Raw genomic sequence first — 15454 nt, 5'->3', positions numbered from 1 at the left:
TTTTTTACAGACGAACCAAACGGCTTTCAGACCACAACGAAAAAAGGCCGCTGAAAGGCAGCGGCCTGGAAGGACGACGGTTGAACGGGAAGAGCCAAACAACCGCGTCGAGGGAAATGTTTCGCGGTGCGCGACTCAGCTGTCTTTCTCGGCCGCTTGAGCCCTGGGAAGTGGCGGCTTGAGGGGCTTGCGAGGCGTCCTGCGACTTGGCCATCACTTCTGCCTGATACTGTTCGAAGGCGTGAGCGCGAGCGGCATTCTGCGCTACGAACGACTGCGATTCTTCAGCCATCGCCATTGGCGACAGGATCAATGAGGACAAAACGAAAGCGCTGGCAATACCCATACTGTTGGACATCTGGAAAACCTTCTTGCTTGGCAAGTGCTGTTTGGTGCGGGCAAAGATAAGGTTGCCGGACGTTGGGAAACAGCGTGATTTTCATAAATGACTGTTACAGCAGAAGCAAAGATCAACCACGGGTGAACGCCATTCCTTGTGGCGAGGGGATTCATCCCCGATGGGCTGCGAAGCAGCCCTCAATCCTTTGTACTGGTTGTGTCAGGAAGATCGCGATCGCTGATTTTGGGGTCGCTTCGCAACCCATCGGGGATGAATCCCCTCGCCACAGGGGACTTTAATCAGCGATTAAACGGGAAGGTGGATGCCGAAGGTATTCATCCCCCGATCACTGCGCACAAACACATCGCCACCGTGCATCAGAGCAATTGCCTTGACGATCGCCAGCCCCAGCCCATGGTTGTTGCCGCTGTTGCTGCGCGAGGCATCGACCCGATAGAAGCGCTCGAACAAGCGCGGCAAGTGCTCGCTGGCAATCGGCGAGCCCGGATTGGCCACGCCGATGCTGACCTGATGCTCTTCAACTTCGATGTGCACCTCGATCACCTGGCCCGGCTCGGTGTGCTGCACGGCGTTGCTCAGCAGATTGATCAGTGCCCGGCGCAGATGCGCGATCTCGATCCGCACCTGCGCATCGCCACTGACGTGCACCTGCACTTGCGCGTCTTCGAGGATGAAATCCAGGTACTCGAGCGTGGTCGCGACTTCATCAGCCAGCGAAGTTTCGGTGAGCTTGGTCGCCTTGCTGCTGCCCTGGTCGGCGCTGGCCAGAAACAGCATGTCGTTGATGATCGAACGCAGGCGTTCCAGCTCTTCGAGGTTCGATTGCAGCACTTCGAAATAGTGTTCGGCGGAGCGCCCGCGGGTCAGCGCGACCTGGGTCTGGCCGATCAGGTTGGTCAGTGGCGAGCGCAGTTCATGGGCGACGTCGGCGTTGAACGATTCCAGGCGCGAATAGGCCTGTTCGACCCGCTCCAGGGTTGAGTTGAACGAGTCGACAAACTGCTCCAGCTCCGGCGGCAAGGGCGACATGCGCAGGCGTCCGGCCCGTAGTGGCGGTGCCAGGCGCTGGGCTTCGTGAGACAGTTTGATCAACGGCTTGAGGCCGATCCGCGCCACCCAGTAGCCCAGCGCCGAGGCCAGCAGCACGCCGACAATCGCCAGGCTGACCAAGGCGATCAGCAGGTTGTGCTGAGTCTCGTGGAAAGTCTCGGTATCGATGCCGATCATGAAGCGCAGCGGCGGGCGTTGATCCTTGGCGGGTAACTCGGTCAGCAGCACTTTCAGCGGATAAGGATGCTCGGGCAACTGCAGGTCATGCATGCCCAGCGGCCCTTTGGCGAAGGCGCGGATTTGCGCGTCCGGCGCGCCGTACTCGTAACCGGGATCACCGCTGACCACCCAGAAACGAATGCGCTTGTCTTCCTCGCCGAGCAGCTTGAGCTTGGCGTTGATCTTCACCCAATGCTCAGGCGTGCCATAACGATTGAGCGCCGACTCCAGCACGCTGTAACGCGCATCCAGCTCGGCTTCCGGCAGCAGACCCAGGCCTTTGTCGACCTGCTGATACAGCGCGCCGCCAATCAACAGAAACACCAGCAGCGCCACCAGCGTAAACATCCCGCTCAAACGCAGGGCAATCGAATTACTGGACACCACGGCTCTCCAGCACGTAACCCATGCCACGAATGGTGTGCAGCAGTTTCTCGTCGAACGGCCCGTCGAGCTTGGCCCGCAGACGCTTGATCGCGACTTCGACGACATTCGCGTCGCTGTCGAAATTGATGTCCCAGACCATCTCGGCAATCGCGGTTTTCGAGAGGATTTCACCTTGTCGGCGCGCCAGAACGCTGAGCAGCGAGAACTCTTTCGCCGTCAGATCCAGTCGGGTGCCGGCGCGGGTGGCCTTGCGGCTGATCAGATCGATCCACAGGTCGGCGATGCTTACCTGCACCGGTTCATGGCCACCGCTGCGCCGGGTCAGCGCCTGCAAGCGCGCTACCAGCTCCAGAAAGGAAAACGGCTTGCCGAGGTAATCGTCGGCGCCGTCACGCAGGCCCTTGATCCGGTCTTCGACGCGCTCGCGGGCGGTGAGCATGATCACCGGGGTCTGCTTGCGTGCACGCAATGCGCGCAGCACGCCGAAGCCATCCAGGCCCGGCAGCATGACGTCGAGGACGATCACCGCGTAGTCGCTTTCCAGCGCCAGATGCAGGCCTTCGACGCCGTCGCGGGCCAGGTCCACGGTGTAACCCTGTTCCGTCAGACCGCGGTGCAGATAATCCGCGGTTTTTTCCTCGTCTTCGATAATCAGAACGCGCATGACCCTGCCTCAGTCTGTGGTCGCCAGTGCCGTCGTGGGCATTGGTTTGGGCCTGTGGAATAGCCGCTCAAGCCACAAGTATATGACCGGCGTAGTAAACAGCGTCAGCATCTGGCTGACCAGCAAGCCGCCCACCACCGCGATCCCCAGCGGCTGGCGCAGTTCCGCGCCGGTGCCGTAACCGAGCATCAGCGGCAACGCGCCGAGCAGCGCGGCGAGGGTGGTCATGATGATCGGCCGGAACCGCGTCAGGCACGCTTCGAAAATCGCATCCTGCGGCGCCAGTCCGCGATTGCGCTGGGCTTCCAGGGCAAAGTCGATCATCAGGATGCCGTTCTTCTTGACGATACCGATCAGCAACACCAGCCCGATCAACGCCATGATCGAAAAATCCTGACCGCAGATCCACAGCATGATCACCGCCCCGAGACCGGCCGCCGGCAGCGTCGAGATGATTGTCAGCGGATGTACGAAGCTCTCATAGAGCACGCCGAGAATGATGTACACCGCCACCAGCGCCGCGAGAATCAGCCACGGCTGACTGGCCAGCGAACTCTGGAACGCCTGCGCCGCGCCCTGGAAATTGCCGCTGATCGCGATCGGCATGCCGATCTCGGCCTTGGCCTGATTGAGCAGGATCACCGCGTCGCCCAACGCCACGCCGGGCGCCAGGTTGAACGACAGGTTGGCGGCGGGGAACATGCCGTCATGGGCAATCGACAGCGGGCCGATGGTCGGCGCATCGAATTTGGCCAGCGCCGACAGCGGCACCATCTCGCCACTCAGCGGCGAGCGCAGGTAGAAATAGTTGAGGCTTTCGGCCTTGCCGCGTTGCTTGGTGTCCAGCTCCAGAATCACGTTGTACTGGTTGACCTGGGTCTGGAACTCGTTGATCTGACGCTGACCAAAGGCGTCGTACAGCGCCTCGTCGACATCACTCGCGGTCAGGCCGAAACGCGCGGCGGCGCTGCGGTCGATGCTGATGTGAGTGATGCTGCCGCCCAGTTGCAGGTCGTTGGAAATGTCGCGGAACGCCGGGTTGCTGCGCAGTTTTTCGGTCAGGCGTTGGGTCCAGGTGGCGAGGGTCGCGCCGTCATTGCTCTTGAGCACGTATTGGTACTGCGCACGGCTCGGCCCGGAGCTGAGGTTGATGTCCTGACCGGCGCGCAGGTACAGGACGATGCCCGGGACTTTCATCAGTTGCGGACGAATGCGGTCGATGAACTGGCTGGCCGAGACGTCGCGGTCACCGCGTTTTTTCAGGGCGATCCAGAAGCGCCCATTGGCGATGGTCTGGTTGCTGCCGGACACCCCCACCGAGTGCGAGAACGCCTGAACGGCCGGATCGGCGGCGACGATTTCGGCCATCGCCAAGTGTTTTTTCACCATGTCGCCGTAGGAAATATCCGCAGCGGCTTCGGTGGTGCCGAGGACGAATCCGGTGTCCTGAACCGGGAAGAATCCCTTGGGGATAAAGATGTAACCGGCGATGGCCAAAGCGAGGGACAAACCGAACACGCCGATCATCAGTTTCTGGTGGGCGAGGGCGCGGCGCAGACCTTTTTCGTACCAGCCGAGCAGGCGTTCGCTGAAGCCCGGTTTGTCGTGGGCGTGATGCACCGGTTTGCGCATGAATAGCGCTGCCAGCGTCGGCGCGAGGGTCAGCGACACCACCACCGAAATCAGAATGGTCGAGGTCGCCGTCAGGGCGAATTCCTTGAACAACCGCCCGACCACGCCGCCCATGAATAGCAGCGGAATAAACGCTGCCACCAGCGAGAAACTGATCGACACCACGGTGAAGCCGATCTCGCCGGCACCTTTGACCGCCGCTTCGCGCATGCTGTCGCCGGCCTCCAGATGCCGGTGGATGTTCTCCACCACCACAATCGCATCGTCCACGACAAACCCGACCGCGACGACGATCGCCACCAGCGTCAAGTTGTTCAGGCTGAAGCCCAACAGGTACATCAGGGCGAAACTGGCGGTCAGCGATACACCGAGCACCGCCGAGACGATCATGGTCGCCGACAACTGCCGCAGGAACAGCGCCATCACCGCCACCACCAGCAGGATCGCGATCAACAGGGTGATCTCGACTTCATGCAGCGAGGCGCGGATGGTCTGGGTGCGGTCGATCAGGGTTTTCACCTGCACCGAGGCCGGGAGCATGGCTTCGAGGCCGGGCAGGGCGGCTTGAATGCGGTCGACGGTTTCGACGATGTTCGCGCCGGGCTGGCGCGAGATCACCAGGTTCACCCCGGGTTGATCACCGGCCCAGGCTTGCACGTAGGCATCTTCCGAACCGTTGACGACTTTGGCGACATCCCGCAGGTGAACCGGGGCGCCGTCCTTGTAGGAAACGATGAGTTGGCTGTAGTCCTCGGGTTTGAACAACTGGTCGTTGGTCGACAGCGTCGAGATGCTCGATTCGCCGTACAACGCGCCTTTGGCAAGGTTGAGACTGGTCTGCTGGATCGCCAGACGAATGTCGGCCAGGGTCAGGCCGATGGCCGCCAGTTTGTCGGCCGAGGCTTGCACGCGAATCGCCGGACGTTGCTGACCGGTGATGTTGATCTGGCCTACACCGTCGATCTGACTGATCTGGCGCGAGAGCAGGGTTTCCACCAGGTCGCTGAGTTCGGTGCCGGGCATTTGCGTCGAGCTGACGCTTAAGATCAGCACCGGGCTGTCGGCCGGGTTGACCTTCTTCCAGGTCGGCAGGGTCGGCATGTCCTTGGGCAGCTTGCCGGCGGCGGTGTTGATCGCGGCCTGGACTTCCTGAGCGGCGGTGTCGATGCTCTTGTCGAGAGTGAATTGCAGGGTCAGCAGGCTGGAGCCGAGCGCACTGCTGGAGGTCATCTGGGTCATGCCGGGGATGGCGCTGAATTGCACCTCCAGCGGCGTGGCCACGGACGAGGCCATGGTGTCGGGGCTGGCGCCGGGCAACTGCGCCGAGACCTGAATTGTCGGAAATTCCGCTTCCGGCAGTGGGGCGATCGGCAGGCGCGGGAAGGCAATCACGCCGACCAGCACCAATGCGATGGTCAGCAGAATCGTCGCGACCGGGTGATTGATGCACCAGGTGGAGACGCCTTTGTGCGCCTTCATGGTTTCGGCTCCGCTTGCACCACCTGTGGCGGCTCGCTCATGACCTGCACGGTCGAGCCGGGTTTGAGCCGCGACTGGCCGTCGGTCACCAGTACGTCACCGGCCTTCACGCCTTTGATGATGTCCTGGCCGCTGCCCTGATAGACCATCTGCACTTGTACGGCTTCGACTTTGTCGCCACTCACCCGGTAAACGAAGTGTTGATCGAGACCGCGCTGTACGACAGTGGGCGGCACCACCAGCGCATTCTTATCCAGTGCCGTCTGAATTTTTACCGTCACCAGCAGGCCCGGCCAGAGCTTCTGGCTGGCATTGTCGAATTCGGCCTTGGCGCGGATGGTGCCGGTGTTGGCGTTGATCTGGTTGTCGATCAGGGTCAGGTGACCTTCGCCGAGCAGGTTGCCGGTTTCACCGTCGGTGTCGGCGCCGATGTAGGCCTTGACCTGTGCGTGCTGCGGATCGTTGATCAGGCCCTGCAGGGTCGGCAGCATTTGCTGCGGCAGCGAGAATTCCACGGCGATCGGGTCGATCTGGGTCACGGTGAACAGGCCGGCGGTGTCGGTCATGCGCAGGAAGTTGCCTTCATCGACTGTACGAATACCGACGCGGCCGGTGACCGGGGAGCGGATCTGCGTGTAGGAAAGTTGTACTTGCGCCGCGTCGATCGAGGCCTGGTTGCCTTGGGCGGTGGCTTTCAATTGGTTGACCAGTGCTTGTTGCTGGTCGTAGGTCTGTTTGGAGACGCCGTCGTCGACGCTGAGCAGTTTGTAGCGTTTGAGGTTGACCAGGGCGACTTGCAGTTGCGCCTGGCTTTCGCCCAGTTGCGCGCGGGCCTGGTCGAGGCTGGCGCGGATCGAGCGGTCGTCGATGGTGGCGAGCAGGTCGCCTGCTTTGACGAGTTGGCCTTCCTTGACGAGGATTTTGGTGAGGATGCCGTCGACTTGTGGGCGCACTACGACGCTGTGTAATGAGAGTACGGAGCCGATGCCGCTGGTGTAGCGGGGGACGTCTTTTTCGCTGACGGTGACGACGCGGACCGGGATGGCGGTTGGGGTGGCCAGTTTGGTCGGGGCGGGTTTCAGGGTGTACCACAGACCTGCGCCTGCGAGGACGATCAACAGGGTGGCGAGCAGGGCTTTGTTCTTTTGGATTCGCATGCGGGGTGGGCGCCGGACGGAGTTTGGGCAGGGTTGTTGTCTTTATAAACCTGTCTGCAGGTCAGTAGGGTGACGGCTAGCTGTCAGCGCTGTCAGTTTCGCCGGGGTGTATATCCGTTTCTGCGGGTGTGGCTGATTACGGTTCCGCCCTTACGGCGGGTCACTTTTTACAAACGCCTAAAAAGTAACCAAAAACGCTTGCTCCTGCGTTCGGCCCGCTCGCTGGGGCTCGGGGTCCCTTCGCTCCGGGATCGATCCGGGCGCAGCGCCTACGGTTTGCTTCGCTGCACCTCCTCTCGCTGTGTTTGGCTTCGCCAAACGGTCGCTGCGCTCCCACCCCCGGATCAATCCCTCCACTCAGCCTTCCGACGTCGCCCGTGGATCAAGATCAAGATCAAGAGCTGCAGCCGAGCTTGCGCTCATCCTGGAGTGGGGCGGCATGCGCCGCGTGCGGGTTGTACTTGTCTTCCCTGTAGGAGCTGCCGGAGGCTGCGATCTTTTGATCTTGCTTTTGCTCTTTCGTGGGAGCTGGCTTGCCAGCGATGGCGGCCTGATAGCCGACCAATCTCCAACTGACTCACCCAATCCCACTGTGGGAGCGGGCTTGCTCGCGAAGGCGGCCTGATAGCCGACCAATACTCAACTGAATGCACTCAATTCAACTGTGGGGAGCCAGCCTGCTGGCGATGAGGCCAGTCCATCCGCCCCATGGTCTGAGGCTGTTTAATTCTGTGCCAAATAACCAGAACCTTCCCACAAGGTTTTCAGGTTGTCCGTCGGAAGTGCGGTCTTTAGGCTTTGGTTGTCACCGCAAATCGGTGATCGGGTGTGAGAACCCGCTGAGAGGTTTTAATCAAGCGCCAGCCGCACCATAATCGCCGTCAGCTTATTTGCTGCCGACGATCTTCTATGGCGGCTGTGTGCGGGCGGACTTCGGTTCGGCCGGGTTGATCTCTTACCGGTTTCTCACTCCGCACATAGCTGCCACCTCTTCGTCGCGTGAGAACGACAGAGATGGCTTTAATCAGATGATTAGAGATCAATTCAATGTCGAAACCCGTACCCGATCCTCCCGTAGAAACCACAACCCCGCTCGCCGAAGCCATCCGCGCTGAAGACCTCGCCAAAAACCGCGAAGCCATAAAACGCGCGCTCGATTTCTACCTCAGTCCACAACCCGCCCAGCCGCGACAGCCAAGCACGATGTTTCTGGTCAACCCAGGCATCGACACCGAAACTCTGCTCGCCCACGCTTACGAATCGTTGGCCTCTGCCAGTGCCATGGCCAGCAATTTCGCCAATGAACTCGGCGGTCCGCAACGCAGCACGGCGTTGGCGATCCAGCAGATCGTCATGCTCGCCGAACTGGCGGTGAACCGGGCGCTGGATCGGGTTGATCCACGCACTTGATTCGTCCGAGCACCGCGTCATCCTTCATCGCGAGCAGGCTCACTCCCACTCACCTGTGGGAGCGAGCTTGCTCGCGAAGGCGTTTGTGCGGGCGATGCATCTCTGCCGGCTATTGGTGTCAGCCGGACCCATAAAGGGACCGATCAATCCCAATTCGGCAAACATTGCACCATCACCTACCTCTAAACCGTTCGGCGTGCGCTGCAAATCTTCAGGTGCTGTCGCAAGGCGCGCAGGTATACTGCGCGCCTTCGCGGCTCACTGTTCGGGCCCGACTTTTTTGCTTTGCGGAGCTTTTATGACTTCCCCGACCCAACCGCCGGTTGACGACGCTGTGAGCGATGTCCCGGCTGAACTGGCTGACGCCAGCGAGAGCAAACCCGAGATTGCGGCTTTCAAATTCCCGTTCAAACCGGGTGAACTGGCGGCCGCCAAGGGTTCGAATCAGCCGTGGTACAAGAACGGCGCCAAGAACGGCCACACCAAGACCCCGGGCATGGCGCCGCCGGGCACCCGTCGCTCGATGGGCAAGCGCTGAGTTTCATCCCGCCTTCAGCCATCGACTGCGATTTTCGGTCGCAGTGATGGCTAAGTGCTCAGATCCTGAGCCAGATCAATATTTGACCAATTGGTGCGCTTAGAGTCAGCAGCCCTGCCGACTCTTCCCATAAAACGAGCGCGCTTTCCATGAAGATCAATCTCCCGGTAACCGGCCGTAACGTCGATGTGGCGCCGGACGCGAACATTCTTTCGACCACTGATCTGACCAGCGCGATCACTTACGCCAACGACGATTTCATCAGGATCAGCGGCTACAGTCGCGACGAATTGCTCGGCACGCCACACAACCTGTTGCGCCATCCGGACATGCCGGCGCAGGCGTTTGCGCATATGTGGCAGACGCTGAAGGACGGACGCTCGTGGATGGGGCTGGTGAAGAATCGTTGCAAGAATGGCGATCATTATTGGGTCAGCGCGTATGTCACGCCGGTTACGCAGAGCGGCGTGGCGGTGGAGTATCAGTCGGTACGCACCCGGCCGGATGCACGGCAGGTGGCGGCGGCGGAGCGGGTGTACGCGCAGTTGCGTGGAGAGTTGAAGGGACGGCGGCCGCTGCCCACTTTAGGTCTGCGTGGCAGGATCACGGTGTTGGCCAGTGCGTTGCTGGGGCTGGTGTTGGGGATCGAGGCCTGGTTGCGTCCGGAGTCGGCATGGATCGATGGGCTGGCATTTGTTGTCGGCAGCAGTCTCTGCGCGTTGGGCGTGCGCTGGATCTTGCGGCCGCTGGAGCGGCTGAGCGAACGGGCGCGGCAGGTCGCGGACAATCCGTTGAGTCAGAGCATTTACACCGGGCGCCGCGATGAAATCGGCCAGATTGAATTCGCCCTGCAGATGCTCGAAGCCCAGGTCGGCGCGGTGGTCGGGCGCATCGGTGATGCATCGCAGCAGTTGGCCGGGCATGCGGCGCAACTGGTTGATCATTTGCAAAGCAGCCACAGCAGTTCGTTGGCGCAGCAAGCGGAAACCGATCAGGTGGCGGCGGCGATTCATCAGATGGCCGCCAGTGTCGCGCAGGTTGCCAGCCATGCGCAGCAGGCGTCGGTAGCGGCGGACATGGCCGGGACGGAAACCCGTGAAGGGCATTTGCTGGTCGGCGAGAGTCGCAGTGCGGTGTTGCGTCTGGCCGAGGAGTTGCGGCGGGCGACCGAGGTGATTCATCAGCTCGAAGGTCACAGCAGCGAGATTTCCGGGGTGATGGAGGTGATCCGCAGCATTGCCGAGCAGACCAATCTGCTGGCGCTCAACGCGGCGATCGAAGCGGCGCGCGCTGGTGATGCCGGGCGCGGTTTTGCAGTGGTGGCCGATGAGGTGCGCGGGTTGGCGCAACGCACGCAGCAATCGACCAACGAGATTCAGCGGATGATCAGCAGCCTGCAAAACGGTGCGCGCGATGCAGTGCTGGTAATGCAGCAGAGCAGCGAGCATGTGGATAACAGCGTCGAACAGGCACAGCGCGCGGCGCGGGCACTGGACGGGATCAGTGAGCGGGTTGAGCAGATCACCGAGATGAGCCTGCAGATTGCCGCGGCGGTGGAGCAGCAGAGTGCGGTGAGCGAGGACATCAATCGCAACATCGTCAGCATTCGCACGGCGTCGGAATTGACGGTGGATGAGGGGCGGCAGAGTCAGCGCAATTCGGAAGATGTGGCGGGGCTGGCGGGGGATTTGCGGTTGCTGGCGCGGGAGTTCTGGGGGCGGCGGCAGGTTCGGGATTGAGGTAGTCTGGGCCGACCTCTTCGGGAGCAAGCCCCCTCCCACAGGTTTGTGAGTTGATCATTTATTCTGTGTACAACTCAAAACCCTGTGGGAGGGGGCTTGCTCCCGAAGGGGCCATTGCAGGCAGTACAAAATCCGGATCAAGCCGCCCGCAGCGAAATGAATGCATACGTCTGCGCCGGCTCCGTCACCACCTTTGCTCCGGCGGCGAGCAACTGCCCAGCCACATCATCCCCGGACAAATGAAACAGCCATTCACTGGACGTTCCACTCAGCGGCTGTGCTGAAACCTGATCGATCACAGCCGCAAAAGCGTCCATCTGCGGCAAATACGCGGTAAACCCGTCGCCCTTGAGCGCCGTAGTGCGAATCCCCAGCGCCGCGCAGATCGCATCCTTGATGCGGATGTCATCGCGATCGGCCTGGCGCGAACGCTGGATCAACGCCAGCAGTTCCTGATCGACCAGCTCCCCGCCGACAATCAGCAGCGGCCCCTGTTGCCACGATTCTGGCGGGCAATCCTTGGCCGCCGGGTTGAGCGGGATGTGCGGATTGATTTCTGCCGGATAAATCCTGCACACCAACGGTCGACGCTCGTAGATACGGCACAGGTTTTCTTCGTCAAGATTCCGGCAGCGACCGACGTTGTAGGCGGCGAAGGTGATGGCCACGTGGGCATCCGTGTTGCCGCTGCGCACTGCCAGCGAACGCCGTTCGGCGTGTTCACGCTGCTGCGCCGGCAGGCCCAGGCCGTTGCCGAGAAAGGCCTCCACCAGCACGATCACCTGACCGCCATCCGCCGCCCACATGCGGGCTTCGGCGAGGGTCAGGGGCACATGGTGGTCGGTGCAGCATTTGCCGCAACCGACGCAGGAAAATGTCGTATTCATTGCACGATCAATCTTCAATCAGAGTGTGATACGGCGACGTAAAGTCGCCAGGCTGAGGCTGATCGAAGCAAGTTGTGCGCCAGCCCTCAGGGCTTGGCGGTCGGGCGGATCGAGTCCCATTCGGTGACGAACGCGGTTTTCGACTTTTTGCTGTACAGGCACAGCTCAGTGCCTTGCAGGCCTTTCATGTGTTTTTGCGGGTATTGGCCTTGCAACAGCACGGCGGTGTAGCCGACGCGGTCATCGAATTGCGCGGGTGTGCCGACGGGTTTGGCGTCTTTCAGGCCGCTGGCCTTGGTGCAACTGGCGAGCACGATTTTGTCGTAAGCGGCCCAGGCGTCGGGGCTGGAGGCGTGGGCCTGTGAGGCTAGGGCGGTGAGGCAGAGCAGGCTCAGGGAGAGGGTTTTCATGGTTGGGCATCCTTGGTTTGGCCAAGGTTTGAGTATGCCTGAGGGGGAGAAGTTGCCTGGGCCGGCCTCTTCGCGAGCAAGCCCGCTCCCACAATTTGGAATGCGTTCCCCCTGTGGGAGCGGGCTTGCTCGCGAAGACGGTCGATCAGTCCGGCACAAGTTCCCGGCGAACCACAATCATCCCGGCACTCTCATACAACCGCTGCGCCCGCAGATTGTCTTCCAGCACCTTCAGATCGACAAATCCTTCGCGCCTTTGCTGAAACACCTTGAATGCATTCAGCAGCAATGCCCGACCCAAACCTCGGCCCTGAGCACGTGGGTGCACCACCAGATTCTTGATGTACGAACTGGTCCAGCATTGCGCCACGCCGATCACGCCTTCGTTATCGCGGGCGATGAAGCACAATTCAGGATCGTATTCGGCATCGCTTTCAAACCGCTGCTGCCACTCCTCCAGTGCCGGCACCCGACCGCCGCCCTCACGGTAGCCGAGTTGCATCAGCTGATGCACCGCCGCCGCCAGTTCCGGGCGATAAGTGCTCAGCTCAATGCCTTCCGGCCAGTGGATCGGCGACACGCCTTGGCGAAGGTCGCGCCGCATCAAAAAGCAGTACGTCTGACCCAAAACTCAGTGACCGTTGGCGGCGACGTGTTTGGCCGCTTCGATCAGGCGCTGGGTCAGTTCCGGCGAGGAGAACTTGGTCAGCACCGCGTTGGCCCCGGCCAGACGCGCTTTCTCGCTGTTCATCGCGCTGTCGAGCGAGGTGTGCAGCAGCACGTAGAGGTGGGCGAAGTCCGGCGTCTCGCGCAGGGTGCGGGTGAAGGCGTAGCCGTCCATCTCGGACATTTCGATGTCGGAGACGATCAGGTTGATCTGTTGCGCGGTGCCTTGCAGATCCAGCAGGCAGTCGATGGCTTCCTTGGCACTGCGCGCGGTGTGACATTGCAGGCCTAGGTTGCGCAGGGTGTGCACCGATTGCTGCAACGCCACTTGGCTGTCGTCGACCACCAGAATCCGTGCGTTACCAAGGACTTCGGCGTCTTCCATGCTCAGGTCGGTCGGGGCCATTTCGATCTGCGCCGGGGCGATGCTGTGGATGACTTTCTCGATGTCCAGCACTTGTACCAGCGTGCCGTCGACTGAGGTCACGCCAGTGATGTAGGCGCGCGAACCACCGGAGCCGAACGGCGGCGGCTTGATGTCGGTGGTCAGGCAATGGACGATTTTGCTCACCGCCTGCACATGCAGGCCCTGCTTCGAACGGCTGACATCGGTGACGATCAGGCAGCCGCCGTTCGGGTCTTCCAGTGGTCGCTCGCCGATGGCGCGGCTGAGGTCGATCACCGACAGCGACGCGCCGCGCAGGGTGGCGATGCCTTTAATGTGCGGGTGCGACTCGGGCATTTTGGTCAGTGGCGGACAGGGGATGATTTCACTGACTTTCAGCAGGTTGATCGCCATCAGCTTGCCGCTGCGCAAGGTAAACAGCAGAAGCGAAAGTGAATCTGCGCGGGCTTTGGTGGAAGACATATAAACCTTCTGTGGAAAAAGGTGATGGGCGAGGGTGCAAATCGCCAGAAACTATTGATGCCGGGTTATCGGCGTTAACGGGGTGGGCTTTAGGTCGGTTATCGGCTGGCGGCAGATCCAAAGCCCCTCACCCCAGCCCTCTCCCGAAGGGAGAGGGGGCCGAACGAGGTGTCTGGCGCTGTACATCGACCTGAATGACCGAGTCGATTATGGATTCAGTACGGATCTCTCACGTCGGCGGAATTCTTGAATATCCCCCAATCAGTCCCCTCTCCCTCCGGGAGAGGGCCAGGGTGAGGGTGTGCTTTTAGCTCTTCATCCCCAACCGCTTGGCCATCCGCCCAAGATTCGCCCTATCCAGCCCCAGCTCCCGCGCCGCACTCGCCCAGTTATCCTGATTGCGTTCCAGCGCCGCACTGATCAAGCGGCGCTGATACTCCTCAGTGGCGCTGCGCAAGTCGCCATTGATCAACGGTGCCACGGTTAAAATATTGGCAGTAGGCGCGGGCGAGTTATCCACAACCTCACGCGGCAGATCCAGATCCGCCGCGCTCAAACTGAGGATCTTCGGCCGCACCTTGCAATTGCCCAGTGCCTTCAGCGCGCTACGCCCGATCAAGTGTTCCAGTTCGCGCACGTTGCCCGGCCAAGTGTAGGCGAGCAACGCGTCCTGGGCATCGCTACTCAAACGCAGGCTGTTGAGGCCCATGCGCGAGCGGTTCTGTTCCAGAAAGAAGCCGCTGAGCAGCAACACATCGCGGCCGCGATCGCGCAGCGCCGGGACGCGCAGCGGGTACACGCTCAAGCGGTGATAGAAGTCGGCGCGGTAGCGGCCGCTGCGCACTTCTTCGGCCAGATCGCGGTTGGTCGCGGCGATCAGGCGCACATCGACCTGATGTTCCTTGTCCGAGCCGAGCCGCTGCAACTGGCCGCTTTGCAGCACGCGCAGCAACTTGGCCTGTACGGTCAGCGACAGTTCGCCGACTTCATCGAGAAACAGCGTGCCGCCATTGGCCAGTTCGAACTTGCCGCGGCGGTCGCTGGTGGCGCCGGTAAAGGCGCCGCGCACATGGCCGAACAGTTCGCTCTCGACCAAGGTGTCGGGCAGGGCGGCGCAGTTGAGGCTGATGATCGGTTTGTCGGCGCGCGGCGAGGCGGCGTGGATCGCTTGCGCCACCAACTCCTTGCCGACCCCGGTTTCGCCGGTGATCAGCACGGTCAGGTCGCTGCCGCCGACCAGATTGATTTCCTCCACCAGCCGTTTGTGCGCCTTGCTCTGGCCGATCATTTCACGCTGCTGCTGACCGCTGGCCTGGCGGTAGACCTCGGCGCGATGGTGTTCGTCCTCGGCACGCAGCGCCAGGCGCTCAATGCGTTCGGCGGCGTTGACCGTGGCCGAGGCGAGACTGGCGAACGCTTGCAAGGCGTCGAGTTCGATCGGCTCGAAACGCTCCGGATCGAGCGCATCAAGGGTGATCAGGCCCCAGAGTTTTTCATCGACGAACAGCGGACAGCCGAGACAGTCATGTACCTCAAGGTGATCGCCCAGACCATCGACCAAGCCGTCGTAAGGATCGGGCAAGTCGCTGTCGGCGGCGAACCGCGTTGGCCCGGCGCCGTCCAGCAGGATCTCGAAACGGGGATGTTCGCTGACCTTGAAGCGCCGGCCGAGGGTGTCGGTACTCAAACCATCCACCGCCAGCGGCACCAGCCATTCGCCGTCCAGGCGCAGCAACGCGGCGGCATCGCACGGCAGCAGGGCGCGCATGGCTTCGAGCAGGCGCCGGTAGCGCTCGCCCTCGGGCAGTTCGCGGGACAGGTCGGAGACCAGTGGCAGTAGAGCGGTGAGCAGGGATTTGGCGGTCATGGTCTTGTAGTCAAAGAGACTCGATGTAGTCGCGATGACTATAAAACGCTTTGAGTCTAAATGACTACGTAAAAAATAAACCATTGATTTATAAAGATAATTTATCTGGCACGAAAA

The 15454-nt window shown here is 61.3% G+C and carries 13 protein-coding genes and 1 pseudogene; 4 read left to right on the top strand and 10 right to left on the bottom strand.

Features of this window, described 5'->3' with window-relative positions:
• Positions 1-4 precede the first annotated feature (4 nt).
• From E3Z29_RS30060 to E3Z29_RS26165, 5 genes are all read right to left on the bottom strand, one after another.
• Positions 5-358: a hypothetical protein gene (locus E3Z29_RS30060; RefSeq protein WP_256662048.1), complete on the bottom strand. Its 354-nt coding sequence runs from the start codon at positions 356-358 to the stop codon at positions 5-7.
• Positions 359-646: 288 nt separating this feature from the next.
• A complete protein-coding gene (locus E3Z29_RS26180) occupies positions 647-2014 on the bottom strand; it encodes a heavy metal sensor histidine kinase (protein WP_134787300.1) in 1368 nt (455 codons plus the stop codon).
• Positions 2004-2681 (bottom strand): heavy metal response regulator transcription factor, encoded by a 678-nt coding sequence (locus E3Z29_RS26175; RefSeq protein ID WP_007916978.1) that lies wholly within the window; start codon positions 2679-2681, stop codon positions 2004-2006. The genes E3Z29_RS26180 and E3Z29_RS26175 overlap by 11 nt, the downstream gene beginning before the upstream one ends.
• A gap of 9 nt (positions 2682-2690) precedes the next feature.
• On the bottom strand, positions 2691-5792 hold the full coding sequence (locus tag E3Z29_RS26170) for a multidrug efflux RND transporter permease subunit (protein ID WP_134787299.1): 3102 nt from the start codon (positions 5790-5792) through the stop codon (positions 2691-2693).
• Entirely contained in the window at positions 5789-6949 is a 1161-nt protein-coding gene (locus tag E3Z29_RS26165) for an efflux RND transporter periplasmic adaptor subunit (protein ID WP_134787298.1), read from the bottom strand. The genes E3Z29_RS26170 and E3Z29_RS26165 overlap by 4 nt, the downstream gene beginning before the upstream one ends.
• Positions 6950-7996: 1047 nt before the next feature.
• Here E3Z29_RS26165 and E3Z29_RS26160 point away from each other — a divergent pair.
• From E3Z29_RS26160 to E3Z29_RS26150, 4 genes and pseudogenes are all read left to right on the top strand, one after another.
• On the top strand, positions 7997-8359 hold the full coding sequence (locus tag E3Z29_RS26160) for a DUF6124 family protein (protein WP_095136865.1): 363 nt from the start codon (positions 7997-7999) through the stop codon (positions 8357-8359).
• A gap of 298 nt (positions 8360-8657) precedes the next feature.
• Positions 8658-8897, top strand: coding sequence for a hypothetical protein (locus E3Z29_RS26155; protein WP_003228000.1), 240 nt, complete (start codon positions 8658-8660; stop codon positions 8895-8897).
• A gap of 149 nt (positions 8898-9046) precedes the next feature.
• Positions 9047-9328 (top strand): annotated as a pseudogene (locus E3Z29_RS30055) (PAS domain-containing protein); the annotation flags it as partial.
• 204 nt (positions 9329-9532) lie between these two features.
• Positions 9533-10636, top strand: coding sequence for a methyl-accepting chemotaxis protein (locus E3Z29_RS26150; RefSeq protein WP_372241229.1), 1104 nt, complete (start codon positions 9533-9535; stop codon positions 10634-10636).
• A 140-nt stretch (positions 10637-10776) separates the two neighbouring features.
• Here the strand turns inward: E3Z29_RS26150 and E3Z29_RS26145 are convergent, their stop codons facing one another.
• From E3Z29_RS26145 to norR, 5 genes are all read right to left on the bottom strand, one after another.
• Positions 10777-11526, bottom strand: a complete 750-nt coding sequence (locus tag E3Z29_RS26145; RefSeq protein WP_134787296.1) for a YkgJ family cysteine cluster protein — start codon at positions 11524-11526, stop codon at positions 10777-10779.
• 86 nt (positions 11527-11612) lie between these two features.
• Entirely contained in the window at positions 11613-11936 is a 324-nt protein-coding gene (locus tag E3Z29_RS26140) for a hypothetical protein (RefSeq protein ID WP_134787295.1), read from the bottom strand.
• 145 nt (positions 11937-12081) lie between these two features.
• Positions 12082-12540 carry a GNAT family N-acetyltransferase gene (locus tag E3Z29_RS26130; RefSeq protein WP_134787294.1) on the bottom strand — a complete coding sequence of 153 codons (459 nt, stop codon included), beginning with the start codon at positions 12538-12540 and terminating at the stop codon, positions 12082-12084.
• A 27-nt stretch (positions 12541-12567) separates the two neighbouring features.
• Positions 12568-13470: a chemotaxis protein CheV gene (locus tag E3Z29_RS26125; protein ID WP_007968390.1), complete on the bottom strand. Its 903-nt coding sequence runs from the start codon at positions 13468-13470 to the stop codon at positions 12568-12570.
• Between the two features lie 307 nt (positions 13471-13777).
• Positions 13778-15337 (bottom strand): nitric oxide reductase transcriptional regulator NorR, encoded by a 1560-nt coding sequence (gene norR, locus E3Z29_RS26120; protein WP_134787293.1) that lies wholly within the window; start codon positions 15335-15337, stop codon positions 13778-13780.
• Positions 15338-15454 lie beyond the last annotated feature (117 nt).

Origin of the sequence: Pseudomonas sp. S150 (assembly GCF_004526365.1) — a bacterium.
GTDB classification, from domain to species: Bacteria; Pseudomonadota; Gammaproteobacteria; order Pseudomonadales; family Pseudomonadaceae; genus Aquipseudomonas; species Aquipseudomonas putida_A.
The sequence above is the reverse complement of the archived record's forward strand: the minus strand, read 5'-3'. Positions and strand labels throughout refer to the sequence as shown.